This is a genomic window from Polaromonas sp. JS666 (assembly GCF_000013865.1).
Lineage (GTDB): Bacteria > Pseudomonadota > Gammaproteobacteria > Burkholderiales > Burkholderiaceae_C > Polaromonas.
Window position 1 is genome coordinate 2,625,936 of sequence record NC_007948.1, and the last position, 18,099, is coordinate 2,644,034.

17 protein-coding genes are annotated in these 18,099 nt (G+C 61.6%); 4 read left to right on the forward strand and 13 right to left on the reverse strand.

Annotation, left to right across the window (positions count from 1 at the left end):
* Window positions 1-103: 103 nt before the first annotated feature.
* The gene (locus tag BPRO_RS12480; protein WP_011483427.1) at window positions 104-3,073 is read left to right on the forward strand and encodes a Tn3 family transposase; all 2,970 of its coding nucleotides are present in this window, start codon (window positions 104-106) and stop codon (window positions 3,071-3,073) included.
* Window positions 3,074-3,108: 35 nt separating this feature from the next.
* On the opposite strand, the gene BPRO_RS12485 is transcribed toward BPRO_RS12480, so the two are convergent.
* The 8 genes from BPRO_RS12485 to mltG all read right to left on the reverse strand — a co-directional run bounded on the left by BPRO_RS12485 (window position 3,109) and on the right by mltG (window position 9,241).
* Entirely contained in the window at window positions 3,109-3,657 is a 549-nt protein-coding gene (locus BPRO_RS12485; protein ID WP_232291397.1) for a hypothetical protein, read from the reverse strand.
* Window positions 3,658-3,737: 80 nt separating this feature from the next.
* A complete protein-coding gene (locus tag BPRO_RS12490) occupies window positions 3,738-4,085 on the reverse strand; it encodes a type II toxin-antitoxin system prevent-host-death family antitoxin (RefSeq protein WP_011483429.1) in 348 nt (115 codons plus the stop codon).
* Window positions 4,086-4,325: 240 nt separating this feature from the next.
* A complete protein-coding gene (locus tag BPRO_RS12495; protein ID WP_232291398.1) occupies window positions 4,326-4,982 on the reverse strand; it encodes an ankyrin repeat domain-containing protein in 657 nt (218 codons plus the stop codon).
* Window positions 4,983-4,993: 11 nt separating this feature from the next.
* On the reverse strand, window positions 4,994-5,791 hold the full coding sequence (locus BPRO_RS12500) for a TatD family hydrolase (protein WP_011483431.1): 798 nt from the start codon (window positions 5,789-5,791) through the stop codon (window positions 4,994-4,996).
* Window positions 5,792-5,919: 128 nt separating this feature from the next.
* A complete protein-coding gene (locus BPRO_RS12505) occupies window positions 5,920-6,300 on the reverse strand; it encodes a PilZ domain-containing protein (RefSeq protein ID WP_011483432.1) in 381 nt (126 codons plus the stop codon).
* 117 nt (window positions 6,301-6,417) lie between these two features.
* A complete protein-coding gene (locus BPRO_RS12510; protein WP_011483433.1) occupies window positions 6,418-7,557 on the reverse strand; it encodes a DNA polymerase III subunit delta' in 1,140 nt (379 codons plus the stop codon).
* Window positions 7,554-8,231 (reverse strand): dTMP kinase, encoded by a 678-nt coding sequence (tmk, locus tag BPRO_RS12515; protein ID WP_011483434.1) that lies wholly within the window; start codon window positions 8,229-8,231, stop codon window positions 7,554-7,556. Before tmk ends, BPRO_RS12510 begins: the two co-directional genes overlap by 4 nt.
* A 2-nt stretch (window positions 8,232-8,233) precedes the next feature.
* Window positions 8,234-9,241 carry an endolytic transglycosylase MltG gene (gene mltG, locus BPRO_RS12520; protein ID WP_081430514.1) on the reverse strand — a complete coding sequence of 336 codons (1,008 nt, stop codon included), beginning with the start codon at window positions 9,239-9,241 and terminating at the stop codon, window positions 8,234-8,236.
* A gap of 85 nt (window positions 9,242-9,326) precedes the next feature.
* Between mltG and BPRO_RS12525 the strand changes: the two genes are divergently transcribed.
* Together BPRO_RS12525 and BPRO_RS12530 are read left to right on the forward strand one after the other, a co-directional pair.
* Entirely contained in the window at window positions 9,327-10,280 is a 954-nt protein-coding gene (locus BPRO_RS12525; RefSeq protein ID WP_011483436.1) for a YgfZ/GcvT domain-containing protein, read from the forward strand.
* 41 nt (window positions 10,281-10,321) lie between these two features.
* Entirely contained in the window at window positions 10,322-11,209 is an 888-nt protein-coding gene (locus BPRO_RS12530) for an NRDE family protein (RefSeq protein WP_011483437.1), read from the forward strand.
* Between the two features lie 267 nt (window positions 11,210-11,476).
* Here the strand turns inward: BPRO_RS12530 and BPRO_RS12535 are convergent, their stop codons facing one another.
* The 4 genes from BPRO_RS12535 to BPRO_RS29595 are packed head-to-tail and all read right to left on the reverse strand — an operon-like array spanning window position 11,477 to window position 15,745.
* Window positions 11,477-13,693: an O-antigen ligase family protein gene (locus tag BPRO_RS12535; protein WP_011483438.1), complete on the reverse strand. Its 2,217-nt coding sequence runs from the start codon at window positions 13,691-13,693 to the stop codon at window positions 11,477-11,479.
* 42 nt (window positions 13,694-13,735) lie between these two features.
* A complete protein-coding gene (locus BPRO_RS12540; RefSeq protein WP_011483439.1) occupies window positions 13,736-14,593 on the reverse strand; it encodes a YbgC/FadM family acyl-CoA thioesterase in 858 nt (285 codons plus the stop codon).
* 26 nt (window positions 14,594-14,619) lie between these two features.
* Window positions 14,620-15,582 carry an alpha/beta hydrolase gene (locus tag BPRO_RS12545; protein WP_011483440.1) on the reverse strand — a complete coding sequence of 321 codons (963 nt, stop codon included), beginning with the start codon at window positions 15,580-15,582 and terminating at the stop codon, window positions 14,620-14,622.
* A complete protein-coding gene (locus BPRO_RS29595) occupies window positions 15,566-15,745 on the reverse strand; it encodes a hypothetical protein (RefSeq protein ID WP_157045794.1) in 180 nt (59 codons plus the stop codon). Before BPRO_RS29595 ends, BPRO_RS12545 begins: the two co-directional genes overlap by 17 nt.
* Between BPRO_RS29595 and BPRO_RS12550 the strand changes: the two genes are divergently transcribed.
* Entirely contained in the window at window positions 15,735-16,871 is a 1,137-nt protein-coding gene (locus tag BPRO_RS12550; RefSeq protein ID WP_011483441.1) for an iron-containing alcohol dehydrogenase, read from the forward strand. The genes BPRO_RS29595 and BPRO_RS12550 overlap by 11 nt on opposite strands.
* On the opposite strand, the gene argE is transcribed toward BPRO_RS12550, so the two are convergent.
* The gene (gene argE / locus BPRO_RS12555) at window positions 16,868-18,079 is read right to left on the reverse strand and encodes an acetylornithine deacetylase (RefSeq protein ID WP_011483442.1); all 1,212 of its coding nucleotides are present in this window, start codon (window positions 18,077-18,079) and stop codon (window positions 16,868-16,870) included. The two genes, BPRO_RS12550 and argE, sit on opposite strands and share 4 nt — an antisense overlap.
* Between the last annotated feature and the right edge of the window lie 20 nt (window positions 18,080-18,099).

Sequence of the window (18,099 nt, forward strand, 5' to 3'; positions counted from 1 at the left end):
TGCTTGAAGCCCGATCCCAGAGTGCCCGGCCGCCTCGCCCGAAACTCCAGTAGAGTTCGAATCTGGTTCGCACCGTCCAAGCCCAATCGAGCGACTGCCCACTATGAGTGGTATCAACGACACCGCCTATCCGCAACTCAGGACCGAGATCAGTGACCAGGATCTGATCTCGGTGTTCACGCCGAGCGCGGCGGAGCGCCGCTTCATCGCGAATGCGTACAGTCGGGCCACGACCCAGGCCTTGATCGCGGTTCAGCTGAAGATGCTGCAGCGGCTGGGCTACTTCGTCACCCTGGACGACGTGCCCGGCACGATCATCAAACACATCTGCAAGCGTTACCAGGTCCAGCCGTTCTCTGCGGCGACGCTGCAGCGCTACGACCAGTCCGGTAGCAAGTCGCTGCACCAGCGGCGGCTGCGTGAGTTCGTCGGCCTGCGGCTCCTGGATACCGCCGCACAGGACTGGCTGGAGGCCGAGGCGGTGAAAGCCGCCCAAACCAAGCAGGAACTGCCCGACATCATCAACATCCTGCTGGAAGAACTGGTTCACCATCGCTACTTGCTGCCTGGATTCGCCACGCTGTCGCGCATTGCAAGCCGGGCGCGGGTAAAGGTCAACGACGATCTCTACAAACACATTGCCACGGCCTTGACCGAAGCGCAGCGGGCCGGGATTGACCAGATGTTTCGCACCCGCAAGGGCCGCAGCCAATGGGACCAGCTCAAGCGCGAGCCCAAGCAGCCCAGCGTGCGCGAGGTGGCCAGCTTCCTGACGCACATTCAGGCACTGCGCGAGCTGGCTGAAGGATTGCCGGTAATCGACGGCGTCTCGGTCCCCAAGCGCACTCAGTTCGTGCTCGAAGCCCGCGCGCTCAATGTGCGCGAGATGCAGGCACTCAAGCCAATCAAGCGCTTCGCCCTGGCCGTGCTGCTGATCCAGGCGCAGTTGCAAAAGGCCGTCGACGACATTGCCGACATCTTCATCCGGTCTGTGCGCAACATGCACAATGTCGCACGCGATCGCCTGAAGCAGTACCAGCTGGAGCATGTGGCACAGGGCGAAGCGCTGATCACCCAGTTCCGTGATGTGCTAACAGCCTTCGAAGACGACGGTACGGAGGCGCAGCGGGTTGGCAGGATGCGCAAGATGCTGGGCGACGATCCGGCCGCCTGGATCGAACGCTGCGATGAGCACATCGCCTATGCAGGCAACAATTACTACCCGTTCATGCTCCAGCCCTACCGCGCCAGGCGGTCGCTGCTGTTTCAGTGCCTCGATGCGATGGCACTCAAGTCCTCGTCGCCGGATGACTCTTTGCTGCGCGCCGTGAGCTGGAGCGCCCAGTTCCGATCCAGCCACAAGGAGTATGTTCCCGCCGACAGCGGCGCCAGCCCGCTAGATTTGGCTTGGCTGGCCGACAGGAAATGGCACACGCTGATTCAGGGTCAAGGCGAGGAAGCTGCCCCAGGCCTCGTCCATCGCAAGTACCTGGAACTGTGCATTCTTTCGCATGTGATGGACGAGTTGAAGTCCGGCGACCTGTATGTGCAGAACAGCGACCAGTACGACGACTACCGCGACCACCTGGTGAGCTGGGAAGAGTTTGATGCCGAGATCAGCCAGTACAGCGCCATGGTCGGCCTGCCGGCCGACGCTGACGACTTTGTCATGCAGCACAAGCAGCAGTTGACCAACCTGGCGCGCCAGGTCGACGCCCGTTTCCCGGACAACGAGCATGTGGCGATGACCGAGTCCGGCCTGCTGCTGCGGCGCAGCGAGCGGGCGCCGCCACCGGAAGGGCTGCCGGAGGTCGATCAGGCCATCACCGATTCGATGGCGACGGCCAGCATCCTGGACGTGCTGACCGAAACCGAACGCTGGCTGGACCTGCACAAACTGTTCGGTCCCTTGTCTGGCTTCGAGAGCAAGGTCGACGATCCGCGCAAACGCTTCCTAACGACGCTGTTCTGCTACGGCTGCAACTTGGGGCCGACCCAGACCGCGCTGTCGGTCAAGGGCCTGTCGCGCAAGCAGGTGGCATGGCTCAACCTGCACCATGTCACAGAAGAGCGTCTGGACAAGGCGATCTTCAAGGTGGTCAACGCCTACAACCGGTTCTCCCTGCCGCAATTCTGGGGCACCGGCAAAAGCGCGTCGGCGGACGGCACGAAGTGGAACGTCTACGAGCAAAACTTGCTGTCCGAGTATCACCTGCGCTATGGGGGTTACGGCGGCATCGGGTACTACCACGTGTCGGACATGTACATCGCGTTGTTCAGCCACTTCATTCCTTGCGGTGTGTACGAGGCCGTCTACATCCTCGATGGGCTGGTCAAGAACGAGTCCGACATCCAGCCTGACACGCTGCATGGCGACACACAGGCTCAGAGCGCGCCGGTTTTTGGGCTGTCGCACCTGCTTGGGATCAAGCTAATGCCGCGCATGCGCAACATCAAGGACCTGGTGTTCTTCAAGGCGGAATCAGGGGCGCAGTACAAGCACATCCAGAGCCTGTTTCGTGGGACGATCGATTGGGATCTGATTAAGCTGCACTACCGCGACATGCTGCGCGTGGCGGTTTCCATCAAGCTTGGCCGGATCACGCCGTCAATGATCCTCAGGCGGCTTGGGACTTTCAGCCACAAGAACAAGCTCTACTTTGCGTTCCGCGAGCTCGGTCGGGTGATCCGAACCCTGTTCCTGCTCGACTACATCAGCGACTTGGAGCTGCGCCGGTCGATCCATGCCGCGACCAACAAGAGCGAGGAATTCAACAATTTCGTCAAGTGGCTGTTTTTCGGTGGGGAAGGGGTGATCGCCGAAAACTTGCGCCACGAGCAACGCAAGGTCATCAAGTACAGCCAGCTCGTGGCCAATATGGTGATCCTGCACAACGTGCAGTGGATGTCGCGCAAGCTCAAGGAGCTGCAGAGCCAGGGATATCCGGTGGGCGAGCCGGTGCTCAAGGCCTTGTCGCCTTACCGGACCACCCATATCAACCGATTCGGGGACTACACACTGGATCTGGGGCGGGCCGTCGAACCCATCGATTACAAGATCAAATTTTCCTGAAATATCAATGAGTTAGCTTAGATCCTGCGAAATTTTCAGGAATCACGGCCGACCCTCCATTCGGGTGTCAGGTTCAAGGCCGCGGCATCCTCCCGCTCGGGAAATACCATTTGGCCGACTATTACCTCCAGCACCAGTATCGGGTCAGGAATGTCCTGCCCTGGTGTCGCTTCAGCGCTGTTGTCGAACACCTGCAAGCGGGCCAGCAGCGGTAACAGCTTGATCAGGTTCGCGCGTGACGCGACCCAGCGCTCGCGAATCTTGTTTTCCGGGATGTCGTGACCGCCTTGAACGACGCGAAATCGCACCCGCCCGATATGTTGCTCTGGCGACAAGAGACCACAAAAAAGCATCACGACGTCATGGCTGCGGCTTGCCTTGGCCAGCAACTCAGGGATGGTCCTGGCACCCAAGGTGGTCTCGAAGGCGTAATTCGTCCCGTCTGCAATGGCGGCCTCGAGTCGGGAACGGCCATGCTCCCACGCGAGACCATTCGCCTGGCCTTGTTCCAGGCCCAGTTGGGACATCAACTCACGCGCATAAGTATCCGGATTGAACCAAGTCAGGCCGTGTTCGGTCAGCATGGCGCCCCCCACCGAGCTTTTGCCGGCGCCGTTGACGCCGGCCAGCACAAAAATAAAAGGGCGCGCGGCCGCTTCGGGCATCAGAACGAAGCGCCTGCCTTGGGCCGCCGGGCGAGCTTGCCCTTGGCCTCGAACAGCGCCGTCACTTGCCCGGCCGCATCGGGTTGCTGGAGTACGGCCAGTCGCGCGTTGAAACGTTGGGCCAGCTCATCCAGTACCGACTGCTCACGGGCCTTGAACGCCTGGACATCATGGGCCAGCTGTTGGTACGTGGAGGCGTCCAGCAGGACCATCTCCACCGCTGCGTGATTGGTGATGGCCACGCTGCCCGACTGGCGGACCTGACGTACAACGTCGCCCCACTTGTTCTTTACATGGGAAGCATTCTGCCGAGGCAGTTCATCGAGACTGGGCAGTTCAGTGATCATGGGCACTCCCAACGGTTAGCGGATAGGTACATTATGGCAATAATATCCAGACTTCTCAAATCTGGCTATTTTTGCCAATACCGGGACGTTTTTACTGGAAACGCATCCGGTTCAGCCATACAAGAATTACCTTAGCTTCTTCGGGAGCCGCCTGGGAGTCGTGGACAGCTGGCATTTCCAGCCAGAGGCAAGCTGCTCACGCCGGAGCGCTGCACCATAGCCTGGCCGGAAACTCAGATTTCACCATTGGCCGGCAGGCCGCTTGCCACGTATGGCAGCTGCGATGGCATCGGCTGAATCCACCCGGTTGCCGCGTTGGGCGAACTGCAGTGCGGTCAGGCCTTGCTGGTTTTTGAGTTGCGGGTCGGCACCTTCCTGCAGCAACAGCTTGACGGCCGCGGGCGTCCCGTACATGGCGGCCATCATCAGGGGCGTGCTGCCGTTGGGTGATTCGGCGTCAATGTAGGCGCTGTTCTCAAGCAGCAGGCTGATGATGGCCAGGTGCCCGCTGCTGGCGGCGTAATGCAGGGGTGTCCAGCCGGTCTTGTTGATGTCGGCGCCCTTTTTGATCATCTTGGCAGCCAGATCCTGTTGGCCTTTGAGCGCTGCCATCATGAGTGGACTTTCGTCCTTGGCATTCAGGACGTTGACGTTGGTTTTGGGCCAGTCGATCAATACCTGCGCGGCTTTGGGCGAAGGCTCGCGAAGCGCGAGGTACAGGCCGTGCTGTCCTTTGGGGTCAATGGTATTGGCGTCAAAACCGCGCGCCAGGAGCTCCTTGATTTTGCCGGAGTCATCTTGTTTGATGGCAACGAAAAAATCATCGTACGATCCGGCAAATGCGACATTAAATCCAATAAAAACAATTAGGTATATTGTTTTTTTAATGTAATTCATGAAGTATTTTTTCATGCAACCACCCCGGTAAAGAGTTGCTCGAAGTTATGACTGGTGGCTTCGGCAATGGCCTGTACTGACTGCTGCTTCAGCTCGGCAATCTGCTGCGCCACAAACGGAACATAAGACGGATTGTTTGTTTTTCCCCGGTAAGGCACCGGCGCCAGGTAGGGGCTGTCGGTCTCGATCAGCAGGCGGTCCAGCGGAACAAACTCGGCAACTTCGCGCAAATCGCCGGCATTCTTGAAGGTCAGGATCCCGGAGAACGAGATGTAGAACCCCAGATCAAGCGCCGCACGCGCCACCGCCCGGGTTTCCGTGAAGCAATGAAAAACGCCCTTGGCGCACCCTGCCTGCCCGGCCTGGCCTCCCTCTTCTTTCAGGATGGCTATCGTGTCGTCCGAGGCGCTGCGGGTATGAATGACCAGCGGTTTGCCGGTCTGCCGCGCCGCCCGGATGTGCACCCGGAAACGCTCGCGCTGCCATTCCATGTCGGCCACGGTGCGGTCCCCCAGCCGGTAATAGTCGAGGCCGGTTTCACCAATGCCCACCACCTTGGGCAGGGCCGCACGCTGCAGCAGGTCATCAAGGCTGGGTTCACGCACATCCTCGTTGTCGGGGTGCACGCCCACGGTGGCCCAGAAATTGTCATAGCCGGTGGCGAGCCCATGGACGGTTTCAAACTCTTCCAGCGTGGTGCAAATGCACAGCGCCCGGTCGACCTGGGCGTCCCGCATGGCCTGGCGAATCTGTGGCAACTGTGCCTGTAGCTCCGGAAAGCTCAAGTGGCAATGAGAATCTGTGAACATTCAAAAAAACCGGTTTATGGAAAAACCACCTGAAGCGCGAAACAATCGGCGCAGGCAGCTATTAAAAATATAGCAGGCAGCAAAGACCCCTGCTCGCTTCGAGGTTGAAAACCCCGAACGGCAGGCGTTTATATAGTCTGTGTCGGCCGGTCCGAGGCCAGATGGGCGCCCAGGATTTCTTCAATCTTGATCTTGAGCAGGCGCGATTTCTCGTCCGAGGGAAACCGCACGCCCACGCCTTGGGTGCGGTTGCCCGCCGCGCGCGCCGGCGTGACCCAGGCCACCTTGCCGGCCACCGGATAGCGCTGGATATCTTCAGGAAGCGTCAGCAACACATAGACATCATCACCCAGCTTGTACTCGCGTGCCGTGGGAATGAACACGCCACCTTCCTTGAACAGCGGAATGTACGCGGCATAAAGTGCCGCCTTTTCCTTGATGGCCAATTGAACGACGCTGGGTCGGGCGGTGGCTGCTGCGTGGGAACTGGCAGAAGGCGTAGTACTCATGGCGTTAGTGTAGTGTTGCACGCTGGCAGGCACAAATAAAACCGGTGAACTGTTGTTCAAGGTCCCTATCAATCAGGCTTGAACAGGAGTCTGCCTGCAATTGCCGCCCTGAGGGACCTATTTCGAGCTGAGCGCCAGTTGGGCGCGGCTCGCCAGGGACTCCAGCATCAGTCCCGGGTTGTAGGGATGCTCCACAGTGCGGGCGGTGACGGCCAGTTCCCGGGACCAGCTGGCAAGCGCATAAAGACCCGGCACGCGCGCGGGGGGGCTACCAGGTTTGCCGGCCACCGGCTCCGGCAGATCTTTGGCGTTGAAAAAACGCGGAGACGCGCCCATCCTGACAGCCAGAACGTCATGGCAAAGCTTCTGCAAGGCATCAACGACCTGGGCCGGCGACCAATCGGCCAGCACACTGGCGTCACCGCGGGCCATCGCCTTGGGCAAGCCCTGCCAATGGCGGGCCGCCTCACCAGGGGCGCTGTTTTGCGCCCAGGCCAGGGCATCGGCAGGACGCCCCCCTGCCGCCACCAGCAGTGTCTGTAGATCTGCGGCCTCCGGAGGTACAGCCGCAGGCCCTCCCTTCTTTGGGTTGCTTTCGCCCTCGCCCGGGCTGGCGGCCTCCTGCTGGAGCCAGGCAGAAGCCTGCGCAAAATCGGGCCAGAGCATGGTGTGGCCAAGGCAGCGGCTGCGGATGGTGGGGAGCAGCTGGTGGGCCGCATCGGTCGCAAGAATGAATTTGACGGGCCCGGGCGGCTCCTCCAGCGTTTTGAGCAGGGTGTTGGCCGTGATGTGGTTCATGCGCTCGGCCGGAAACACCAGCACGACTTTGGTCGTGCCTCGCGAGCGCGTGAACTGCGTGAAAGACACGGCCTCGCGTGCCGCATCCACCTTGATCTCCTTGCTGGGCTTGCGTTTCTTGCTGTCCAACTCGTCCTGGGTTTTTTCGTCCAGCGGCCAGCCCAGGGCGAGCGACAGGGTTTCAGGCACCAGCAGGCAGAGGTCGGCGTGGGTATGCACGTCGACCGCGTGGCAACTGCCGCAGTGACCGCAAGCGCCCTGTGGGGTGGGCTGCTCGCACAACCAGGCGCGGGCCAGTGCCTGCGCCAGGTCAAACTGGCCCAGCCCCGACGGGCCGCTGAGCAGCCAGGCGTGGCCGCGCTGGGCCAGCAGGCTCTCCAGCTGGGTTTGCAGCCAGGGCGCCAGAGGCGCTTTTTTGACCACAGTACTTGTACTTATCTCGCTGGCGGCCTCACTCATGCCAGCCACCCTTTGGCCACAAACACCTGCCGCACCGCCTGCCAGACCACATCGCGCGGTTGTGAGGCATTGATCCGGGCAAAGCGTTCCGGATGGCCTTGCTGGCGGTCGGAATAGCCTTTCGCCACGCGACGGAAAAACTCCAGCGGTTGGGCTTCAAACTTGTCGGGCACGCGCGCGCCTTGCAGTCGCAGGGCGGCTTCTTCGGGCGGCAGGTCAAACCAGACCGTGAGGTGCGGTTCGATGACTGTCTCGACTTCAGGCTTCATGGGAAAGTTGCCGGCCGGATCGCCCAGCAACCCTTCGTCGGACTGCACCCACTGCTCCAGCGTAGCCAGCACAGCCAGGTCAAAACCACGTCCGGCCCCCTGGTAGGCAAAGGTGGCGTCGGTGAAGCGGTCGCACAACACAACGTCGCCGCGCACCAGCGCCGGCGCGATCACGCGCACGAGGTGGTCGCGCCGGGCCGCAAAAATCAGCAGTGCCTCGGTCAGCGAATCCATGGCATCGTTCAGTACCAGGTCGCGCAGCTTTTCGGCCAGCGGGGTCCCCCCGGGTTCGCGCGTCAAGGTCACGGCCCGGCCCTGTGCCCTGAAGGCGTCTGCCAGTCCTGCAATATGCGTGGACTTGCCCGCACCGTCTATGCCTTCAAAGCTGATGAACAGGCCGTGCATGTTTATTGACCCCGGATATATTTATTGACGGCACGGTTGTGCTCGTCCAGGCTGGCGCTGAAATGGCTGCTGCCGTCGCCCCGGGCAACAAAATAAATCGCCGGGGTCGCCGCCGGGTGCACTGCGGCCAGCAAGGCGGCTTTGCCAGGCATGGCGATGGGCGTGGGAGGCAAGCCAGCCCGGGTATAGGTGTTGTAAGGGCCATCCGTCAGCAGGTCGCGCTTGCGCAGGTTGCCGTCAAATTGCGGGCCCAGGCCATAAATCACGGTGGGATCGGTCTGCAGCATCATGCCCAGGCGCAGGCGATTGGTGAAGACGCCGCCGATCTGGGGACGATCCGAAGGTTTCCCGGTTTCTTTCTCCACAATGCTTGCCAGGATCAGGGCCTCCGCCGGTGTTTTGAGTGGTGTGTCCGCGTTGCGTTGAGCCCAGGCGGCTTCCAGCCGCTTGTCCATCGCGCGGGCGGCGCGCTTGAGCACGGACAGGTCGCTGGCCCCCTTGGCGTAGGTATAGGTGTCCGGAAAAAACCGGCCTTCCGGGTGCAGGCCCGGCCGGCCCAGCTGTTCCATGATGGCTTCCGGGCCAACCCCGAGCGTATCGGGCGCCAGATTCTCTGCTTTTTGCAGCGCTGTACGAACCTGGGCGAAAGTCCAGCCCTCAACCAGCGTGACGCTTTTGAGCGTTTCCTCGCCGCGCACCAGCATGCTCAGCAATCGGCGAGGTGTGGTACCCGGCACCAGCTCATAGCTGCCGGCCTTGATCTGCCGGGCCTGCCCCGAGAAACGGAACCACGCATGCAGCAGCACCACAGGCACCTGGGCGCCGCTGTCCACTACCACCTGCGCAACACCACTGGCGGGTGTGCCCGGCTCGATTTCGAGGTCCAGCACCTGGGTGCCGGGGACAAGCCGCAACGGAATCGGTTCATGCAGCCACCACAAAGCCGCACCAAACAACAGCAGGGCGCCGGCAAATACCAAAATCAGCAAACTTGTAAAGACACGACCCACAACCCGGCTACCTTTTCGACACTGGAACCCAAGAACACAGGGCTATGATAATTCAGGCCATCCTTACAACTACTGCGAACCGACCATGACCCTGTCCACAACTGACGCCGAAATTTCCGCCCCTGTCTCGGGCGTGGCCGAATTGGCTCACCTGGGCGTGATTCGTGTGGCGGGCGAAGATACCGTGAAGTTCCTGCAGGGCCAGCTGACGCAGGACGTGGCCCTGCTGAGCCTCTCAGAGGCCCGACTGGGCGCCTTTTGCAATGTGAAAGGCCGCATGCAGGCCAGCTTTGTGATTTTCAAGCGCAGCCCCGAGGAGGTTCTGCTGGTGTGCAGCCGCGACATTTTGCCGGCCACACTCAAGCGCCTGTCGATGTTCGTGCTGCGCGCCAAGGCCATGCTCAGCGATGCCAGCGCCGAGTTCGCCTTGTACGGCGTGGCGGGAAATGCCATTGAATTGATCGTTGGCGGCAACCGCCCTGTCTGGACAAAGTCCGACATTGGCGATGCAAGCCTGATGTTTTTACACCCCGGTGCCGGCCAGCCGCGCGCGCTCTGGTGCGCACCCGCCGGCTCGCCCCGCCCCGAGGGCCCGCTCCTGGACATTGCACGCTGGAACTGGCTGGAGGTGCGGTCCGGCATTGCCATGATCACCCAGCCGATCTTTGAGGCCTTTGTGCCGCAAATGCTCAATTACGAATCCGTGGGCGGCGTGAACTTCAAGAAGGGCTGCTACCCCGGGCAGGAGATCGTGGCACGCAGCCAGTTTCGCGGCACGCTGAAACGGCGGGCCTACCTGGCACATACCGCGGGCGTGCCGGCAGTGGGACAAGAGGTGTTTCATGCCTCCGACGCCGAGCAACCTTGCGGCCTGGTGGCCGCCGCCGCAGCCACCCCTTCGGGCGGTTTTGATGCCATTGTGTCGATGCAAACGTCGGCCGCCGCCGATGCGGGCGAGGGACGCCTCACCTTGGGAAGCGCCACGGGTACGCCGCTGGCATTGCTGCCACTGCCCTATCCCCTGCTTGAAGATATCTGAGCGAACGCCCAAAATCTGCAAGAAAGTCCGAAAGCTTTACCGTGTGCCTGATCGCATTTGCCATCAATGCCTCTGAACGTTGGCCGCTGGTGATTGCGGCCAACCGCGATGAGTATTTAAACCGCCCGAGCCTGCCGCTGGCCCGCTGGACAAGCGTTTCCGGCCGGGAAATCATTTCCGGCCGCGACCTGCGTGCCGGCGGAACCTGGCTGGGCATGACACCTGATGGGCGGGTGGCGTTTCTGACCAACGTGCGTGAAGGTTACCCGCAAGCAGCGGCGCCCCGCTCCCGGGGTGAACTGGTGATGCGCTGGCTGGAAGCGAACTGCGAGGCCGGCGACTTTATCAGGGTACTGGAAAAAGACGGCGCGGCCTACGGCGGATTCAATCTTGTGATGGGCGATTTTCAGCGGGATGCATGGACCTGGGTAACCAACAAGGCGGCTTTGGGCTGGCATGCCCAGCCGCTGGCGGCCGGAATTTATGGGCTCTCTAACGCAGCGCTGGATACACCATGGCCAAAAACCGTAGAGCTGAAGCAGACTCTCGCCACGGCCTTGTCGACCACCCCCGCTGCACATCAGCCGGAAGTGCTGCAGGCGCCGCTGTGGACTGCCTTGGGCAACCGCCAGCGCGCTCCTCTTGCGAGCCTTCCTGACACCGGCGTGCCGCTGGTCATCGAGGCGGCTTTGTCCAGCGCCTTTGTGGACTTTCCTGAAAACGCCTATGGCACCCGCTCCAGCACGGTGTTGCTGGCAAGCGCCGCTGACCATGGCGACGGCGTGCGGCGCTGGGACCTGCAGCTGGAAGAACGAACGCATGTACGCGCAAAAGCGGACGCGCAAGCCGCGGCCAATGCACCCAGGCGCCCTGCCAGCCGTTCGCTGGCCAGCCGCTACCAGACGGCCTGGCTCCAAACGGGTGTTTAGAGCCTGTTCACGATCTACAGGGGGTCGCGCAAGTGGATGTTCGGGATGGAATGCAAGGCGCAAAATCCAAGCCAAGGCTTGTGCCTTGGCTGATTTTGCAACGCCGCAGACCGCCCGAAAATCCACTTGCCCTACGGGTTGGGACGAAATCGGGCGATTTGCCCACCCAATTGCTTGCATGGGCACAAGCCCATGCGGCGCAACGTGGGCGAGCAACTCATCCCGATTGCGTCCCAACGCGGCCCCCTGTAGATCGTGAACAGGCTCTTAGAGCCTGGGCAGATAGGCCGCCGGGATTCTCTGCCGGACGGCGTCCCTCAGGTTGTGAGGTGCGGCCTTCAGGGCAGCCCGGTAGGATGCCAGCGCCCTGGCATCATCCTTTTTCTGTGCCGCGAAGAGATCGCCCAGTTTGAGCAATCCATCGATCTCCTGGTCAGGCCAGCCCTTGTTGCGCAACTTGATGGCCTCGATGGCCAGGTCAGGGTCGTTGTTCTGTGTGCCCAGCAGCCAAGCTGCGTTGAGCAGGTCGTAGTTGTAAGTACCGTCTTTCAGGTACTGTTTTGCCAGCCGCGTGGCTTCAGCCTCGTTGCCAACGTGCCCCAGCAGGATCACCTCCAGCGCGCGCACGGAAACGGCCTGCGGTTGCAGCTTTTTGCAGCGAGCCAGGTAGGCAAACGCCTTGTCGTTGTCCCCCTGCTGGGCGTAGCCACGCGCAATGTTGACCATGATGCCCACAATGTAGGGACGGGATGCCAGCACGGACTCCCAGATCCAGGTGGCGTTTTTCCAGTCCCCCCAGCGCGCCAGTTCGTCTGCCACGATGGGCGTGATCTTGCGGTAATGGGGGTTGATGGCGATGCCCTCCCCGATCAGGCGCAGCATGTGTTTTTTGGTTTGATTCCATTGCGGATGGCCGGGGTTGCCCGAGCCTGAAATCATGAGTGCCAATTTGACGGCGCCGATAATTTTCCGCTCACTTTCCGCCGCCTGCTGGCTGATGTACGTCGCCAGTGCCAGGCTCGCCGCCAGGGCCCACATGGCCGTGCGGGAAAGAACTGGATGCCACGGCAAACGCGAACCACCGCTGAACCCCCGGTAGCCCAGCCGCGCATCGGATGCCGCAAGCAGGCCCAGCAATACGGCAAAAAGCGCGCCAGTGGAGGCCAGCCGCCAGGCGAACCCCGCATTGCTGACCATCAGCAATGCCAGCAGACAGGCGAGCGCCGCGGCACGCACAGGCCCCTCATCCATGGCCTCGGGCCGGCGGTCGCCAAGGGTGCGCCAGGCGGCGAGGCCAAGGTAGCCCAACAAGCCTGCCAGGGCGAGCCAACCCACCAGGCCATACTCCGCCAGCAACTGCAAAGGTTCGTTGTGGGCGTAGTAATCGGTCTCAAGCTGCGAGCCGGCAGTCTGGTAAAGCGGCCCATTGACCTCCCAGGCTCCGGCGCCTACACCGCTCAATGGCCGGTCCTGGATCATCCTGCCAGTGGCCTTCCACATGGTCAACCGAACGGACAAGGAGCCCGTCCTGAATTCATCGCTGTCGGTAACGACAGAGACGGTGCGAAAGATGCCGCGCTCAAGCGCATTCCGTCCGTTGAGTTCTCCAGCAATCTTCGGGTTACCGGTATGGATCAAACCCAATCCAACGATGGTGACCAGCAGCAGGGCAATCACGGCCAGGCGCTGGGTGAGGTTCCACGCAAAACACGCCAGTTGCCTGCGATAGAAAAACCCGGCGAGCGGAAGAACAAGGAACAGCAGCACCCACAGGGTTGCCAGCGCCGAGCGGGTTCCCGTCATCAGCAAGGCCACGATGTTGAAAGCGGTCGTGAAGGTCAGCCATGCGATTTCTTGGGGCTTGCCCGCCCGCGCGATCAGCAGTGCCGAGAATGGAAGGGTGCAGACGACATATTCCGCAAAGAAATTGCGGTTGACAAAAGTGGAAGCCGGGTTGGGCCCCTGAGAAAAAAATCTGAAGTCGATCCAGAATTGCAAGGCCGTCCAGAGAGATGCCACCACGGCGCCCGCATGGATTCCCCAAAAGAGGGATGGTGACTTTTCCCGGGTGAAGGTGTTCAGGCCCAGCCACAGCAGCAGGCTGAAAATAAACCAGCGAATCGCCTCTACGCCTGCCAGGTAGGTGTGAGACCACACCATGCTGCCCAGCGCGTAGGCCATGAGCGCCAGCGGGAAGCCCATCAGGGCATGCCAGTGGAAGTATTCGTGGCGCTGGCGCTGGCGCCAGAAAAACAGCAGGCCTGCGCCGAGCGCCGCAAATGAAACGACGATCGACTTCAGGGTGTCCTGCAGCATTTCCTCGTAGGGCGCCCCGATGGCGGCCACGAGAAACAGCATGCAGGCAAAAATGATGACGGTCCAGTCATTCCGCGCGGCGGCGGCGGGTACCCCGGCTGGCCTTGCCAAGGGCGTGGCCTCGCCGGCAGTCGATGTGCCGGCTATCTTTCTTTTTTTCTTTGACATGAGAGACGGTGGTGATTCGCTGATGATTGACCAGGCCCTGAATCAAAGCATCATGAACATTTCAAGGTGCGCAATGCCCACTTCTTCAAAAGGCTCCCCACGCGGCGCAAAACCCAGGCGCCGGTAAAAGCCCTCGGCACTGCGCTGGGCATGCAGCACAATTTCGGTATCTCCCCGGCTTTTGGCGGCGTCCATCAGTGCGCGAAGTATCTCCTGCCCGATGTGCGAACCCCGCAACACCCGGTGAACCGCCATGCGGCCTATCCTGCCTGCTCCGTTCGCATGCCTCACCAGCCGTCCCGTGGCAACGCCCTGCCCCATCCCGTTGTAGGCCACCGCATGCACGGCTGTGCCGTCGGCCTCGTCCCATTCCATTTCTGGCGCAATGCCCTGCTCCTGCACAAACACGGCGGTTCGCAGTTTGGCGGCGTCCGTGCCCAGAGCGGCCCAATCGCCCACGCGGACATCAATCATGGCCTCGCCAGCCTCAAAGCGGCTCAGCAGGGTGCGAAGTACATCCGGTACCGGTTTGGATGTTTGCGATGCGGGGTCCGCAAACACATAAATCAGCTCGCTGGTGACGAGCAATTCGTCGCCCCGGAAAATCGCGCCCGTAAAAACCATGGACGAATTGCCAACGCGCGCGCATTTGAGCGCCACGTCCAGCATGTCGTCAAAACGCGCCGACCCGTGGTATTCGACGCTGGATTTTTTGACGTAGAGATCGCCGCCGAGCTGCTGCATTGCCTCTTCGTAAGGCAGGGCCAGCGCTCGCCAGTAGTCAGAAATCGCCGTATCGAAGTACATCAGGTAATGCGCGTTGAACACGATTTTCTGCATGTCCACTTCCACCCAGCGCACGCGCAGGCGGTGAAAAAAACGAAAGTCTTGACGTTTCATGCTCGTTTCATGCCCAGAAATTCCGCCTAAGGAGCCGATCCAAACGCACGCTGAATGGCCTGCGCGGCATCGGCGTGAGCTCGCCGGGCCTCGGGGATGACCCGGCCCATCTTGATGAACTCATGCGTAACGCCGCGGTAGATTTCCAGATCCACGGGCACACCGGCAGTACGCAGCTTGTCGGCATACATCACGCCTTCATCGACCAGCGGGTCGCATTCAGCCAAACCTACCCAGGCTGAGGCCACCCCGTCCACGTCAGGGGTGTGCAGCGGCGCAAAGCGCCAGTCCTCGCGGTCAGCCGGGCTGCGGACATATTGGCTGAAAAGCCAGCTGATATGAGTTTCTTCGAGCACAAAGCCCGTGGCAAATTTCTGGTGCGACGGTGTGTTCTGGTGGGCGGCACAGCCGGGGTAAAACAGCAGTTGCAAGGCCAGCGGCAGCCCCGCATCCCGCGCAAGCACCGCGCACGTCGCGGCCAGGGTACCGCCGGCGCTGTCCCCTCCCACGGCGATACGGGTGTTGTCAATGCCTTGGCTGGCGCCGTGGGTGGCGACCCAGTGCAACGCATCCCATGCGTCATGGCCAGCAACCGGAAATTTGTGCTCCGGCGCCAGGCGGTAATCGACCGAAATCACAGCGCAACCGGCAAGGTGGCTGAGCTGGCGACACAGCACGTCGTGCGTGTCAATGCCGCCTATGGTGAAGCCCCCGCCGTGAAAGTACACCAGTACCGGCAAGTGATCGCTGGACGGCGCATACAGCCTCGCTGCAATCGCGTGGCCATCTCGGGCAGGCAGCGCGAAATCCTCCACCCGGGCCAGCCGGGGTGAAGGTATCTCCAGCACATCGGCACCCGCAGCATAGGCCGCCCTCGCCTGCTGGGGCGTTAGCGTGTGCATTGGCGGACGGCCGGCCTTGGCCATGCGGCGCAGCACGTCCCGCATGGCGGGGGTCAGCAGCTTGTGGGGGTCAGCCGAATGCCGCATGATCACTATTTGAGGCAGTCAAACACACCACCACCAGGGCGGCCAAGATCAGGGTTTGCTTGCGGCCCATGCGCGCGTCCAGCCAGTAAAGTAAAGTCAATCCGTTTCGATAGATCACACCCGCATCGTACAACGCAGAAAGACAGCAAATCATGGCCTTCATTTACTACGTGACCCAGATCCAGTTTGAATTTGGCGCGGTCAAACTGCTCAAGCAGGAGTGCGAGCGTGTGGGCATCACCCGGCCCCTGATCGTGACTGATCCGGGTGTCAAGGCGGCAGGTATTTTGCAAAAAGCGCTCGATGCCCTGCCCGGCATCGCCGTCACGGTATTCGACCAGACGCCCTCCAATCCCACCGAAGCGGCGGTGCGCGCGGCAGCCGCGCTCTACAAGGCCGGCGGCTGCGATGGCCTGATCGCCGTGGGCGGCGGCTCGGCCATTGACTGCGCCAAGGGCGTGGCCATTGCGGCCACACACGAGGGCCCCCTGACCACTTACGCCACCATTGAAGGCGGTTCCCCAAAGATTTCGGATCGCGTCGCTCCGCTGATCGCCGTGCCCACCACCAGCGGCACCGGCAGCGAGGTGGCACGCGGCGCGATCATCATCGTCGACGATCACCGCAAGCTCGGTTTTCATTCCTGGCACCTGGTGCCCAAGACAGCCATTTGCGATCCCGAACTCACGCTGGGCCTGCCCGCCATGCTGACCGCCGCCACCGGCATGGACGCGATTGCGCACTGCATGGAAACCTTCATGTCGCCGGCCTTCAATCCGCCGGCCGACGGCATCGGGCTGGACGGCCTGGAACGGGGCTGGTCGCATATTGAGCGTGCCACGCGCGACGGCAGCGACCGCGAGGCGCGCCTGAACCTGATGAGCGCCTCCATGCAGGGTGCGATGGCTTTTCAGAAAGGCCTGGGCTGCGTCCATTCCCTCAGCCACAGCCTGGGCGGCGTCGATCCCCGGCTGCACCATGGCACGCTCAATGCCATGTTCCTGCCGGCGGTGGTGCGTTTCAATGCCAGCGCCGAGTCAGTTCAAAAAGAGCGCCGACTAGACCGCATGGCCCGCGCCATGGGCTTGCGTTCGGGCAGTGACATTCCAGATGCCATCAAGGACATGAATGCCCGCCTCGGCCTGCCTACGGGCCTGGCCGCCATGGGCGTGCAGCGCGACTGGTTTGACCGCATCATCGTGGGTGCGCTGGCCGATCACTGTCACAAGACAAATCCGCGCCTGGCAAGTCCCGAGGAATACCGGGAGATGCTGGAAACCTCGCTCTAATGCCGCCGCTCAGGGGGCGTTGCAGCCTCCGATTCAATCAGGCGCAGCATGAAGGCTTCACATTGCGCAATTTGTTCGAGGGTGGCGAATTCATTCGGGCGATGCGCCTGCTCGATATTGCCGGGGCCGCATATCACCGTGGGTATGCCGGCCTGCTGAAACAGGCCGCCCTCGGTGCCGTACGACACCGCCCCGTTCGGCTTGTTGCGTGACAGGGAGGCCGCCAGCTTCACGATGGCATCGCTTTCTTCCATGCTCATGCCGGGCGCAGAGGCCAGCATTTCGAACTGGATGGCGGCATTCGGCTCGACCCGTTTCATTTCCGGCAGCAGGGTTGCCGCAAAATCCTGGATTTCCTGGTACAGCCGGTCGGAGGACGCGCCCGGCATGGTGCGCGCCTCGAACTGGAACTCGCAGTCCCGGGGCACGATATTCGACGCCAGCCCGCCCTTGATGGTGCCGGTCTGCAGCGTGGTGAACGGTACCGTGAACGCATAATCGCGACTCTCGAGCTGGGCCAGCCGGTCCGCCATCTGGCGGATGTAGACAATGATGCGGGCGGCATATTCAATCGAGTTGACGCCTTGCGTGGTGTAGCTGGAGTGCGCTTCGCGGCCCGTGATGCAGCAGCGAAAACGGTGCGTTCCCTTGTGCGCAATGATCGGTTGCATCAGTGTCGGTTCTCCAACAATGCAGCCCGCGGTTTTCAGGCCGATCTCGGTCAAATCCTTGATCAGGCCGCGCACCCCGATGCAGCCGACCTCCTCGTCATAGGACAAGGCCAGATGCAGCGGTGCATCTGCCTTGGCAGCCAGAAATTTGGGGGCCATGACCAGCGCCGTGGCGATGTAGCTTTTCATGTCGGCGACGCCGCGGCCGAACAGCTTGTCGCCCACCACGGTCGCCTTGAAGGGATCGGTATCCCAGGCCTGCCCGTCCACCGGCACCACGTCGGTATGCCCCGACAGCACCAGACCCGGCCTGCGGCCCTCCCCCAGGGTAGCAAACAGGTTCGCCTTTTTGCCGGTCGAATCGTAGGTCAGCCGTGACTTGACACCCATCTGCGCCAAATAGTCGCGGGTCCACTCAATCAGCCCAAGATTGGAATCGCGCGACACGGTCGGAAATGCGATCAGGCGCTCGATCATGGCCATCAGTTCGGCCGAGGGCCGTTTCTCGTTGCTCGCCGTATCGAATGGGGTGCTCATGATGAATGGCCTTCAAAAAG

Coding starts and splice junctions, on each gene's coding strand:
- BPRO_RS12480 (WP_011483427.1), top strand. CDS start 104: ATGAGTGGTATCAACGACACCGCCTATCCGCAACTCAGGACCGAGATC.
- BPRO_RS12485 (WP_232291397.1), bottom strand. CDS start 3,657: ATGCTGACCGAACACGGCCTGACTTGGTTCAATCCGGATACTTATGCG.
- BPRO_RS12490 (WP_011483429.1), bottom strand. CDS start 4,085: ATGATCACTGAACTGCCCAGTCTCGATGAACTGCCTCGGCAGAATGCT.
- BPRO_RS12495 (WP_232291398.1), bottom strand. CDS start 4,982: ATGAATTACATTAAAAAAACAATATACCTAATTGTTTTTATTGGATTT.
- BPRO_RS12500 (WP_011483431.1), bottom strand. CDS start 5,791: ATGTTCACAGATTCTCATTGCCACTTGAGCTTTCCGGAGCTACAGGCA.
- BPRO_RS12505 (WP_011483432.1), bottom strand. CDS start 6,300: ATGAGTACTACGCCTTCTGCCAGTTCCCACGCAGCAGCCACCGCCCGA.
- BPRO_RS12510 (WP_011483433.1), bottom strand. CDS start 7,557: ATGAGTGAGGCCGCCAGCGAGATAAGTACAAGTACTGTGGTCAAAAAA.
- tmk (WP_011483434.1), bottom strand. CDS start 8,231: ATGCACGGCCTGTTCATCAGCTTTGAAGGCATAGACGGTGCGGGCAAG.
- BPRO_RS12525 (WP_011483436.1), top strand. CDS start 9,327: ATGACCCTGTCCACAACTGACGCCGAAATTTCCGCCCCTGTCTCGGGC.
- BPRO_RS12535 (WP_011483438.1), bottom strand. CDS start 13,693: ATGTCAAAGAAAAAAAGAAAGATAGCCGGCACATCGACTGCCGGCGAG.
- BPRO_RS12540 (WP_011483439.1), bottom strand. CDS start 14,593: ATGAAACGTCAAGACTTTCGTTTTTTTCACCGCCTGCGCGTGCGCTGG.
- BPRO_RS12545 (WP_011483440.1), bottom strand. CDS start 15,582: ATGCGGCATTCGGCTGACCCCCACAAGCTGCTGACCCCCGCCATGCGG.
- BPRO_RS12550 (WP_011483441.1), top strand. CDS start 15,735: ATGGCCTTCATTTACTACGTGACCCAGATCCAGTTTGAATTTGGCGCG.
- BPRO_RS29595 (WP_157045794.1), bottom strand. CDS start 15,745: ATGAAGGCCATGATTTGCTGTCTTTCTGCGTTGTACGATGCGGGTGTG.
- argE (WP_011483442.1), bottom strand. CDS start 18,079: ATGAGCACCCCATTCGATACGGCGAGCAACGAGAAACGGCCCTCGGCC.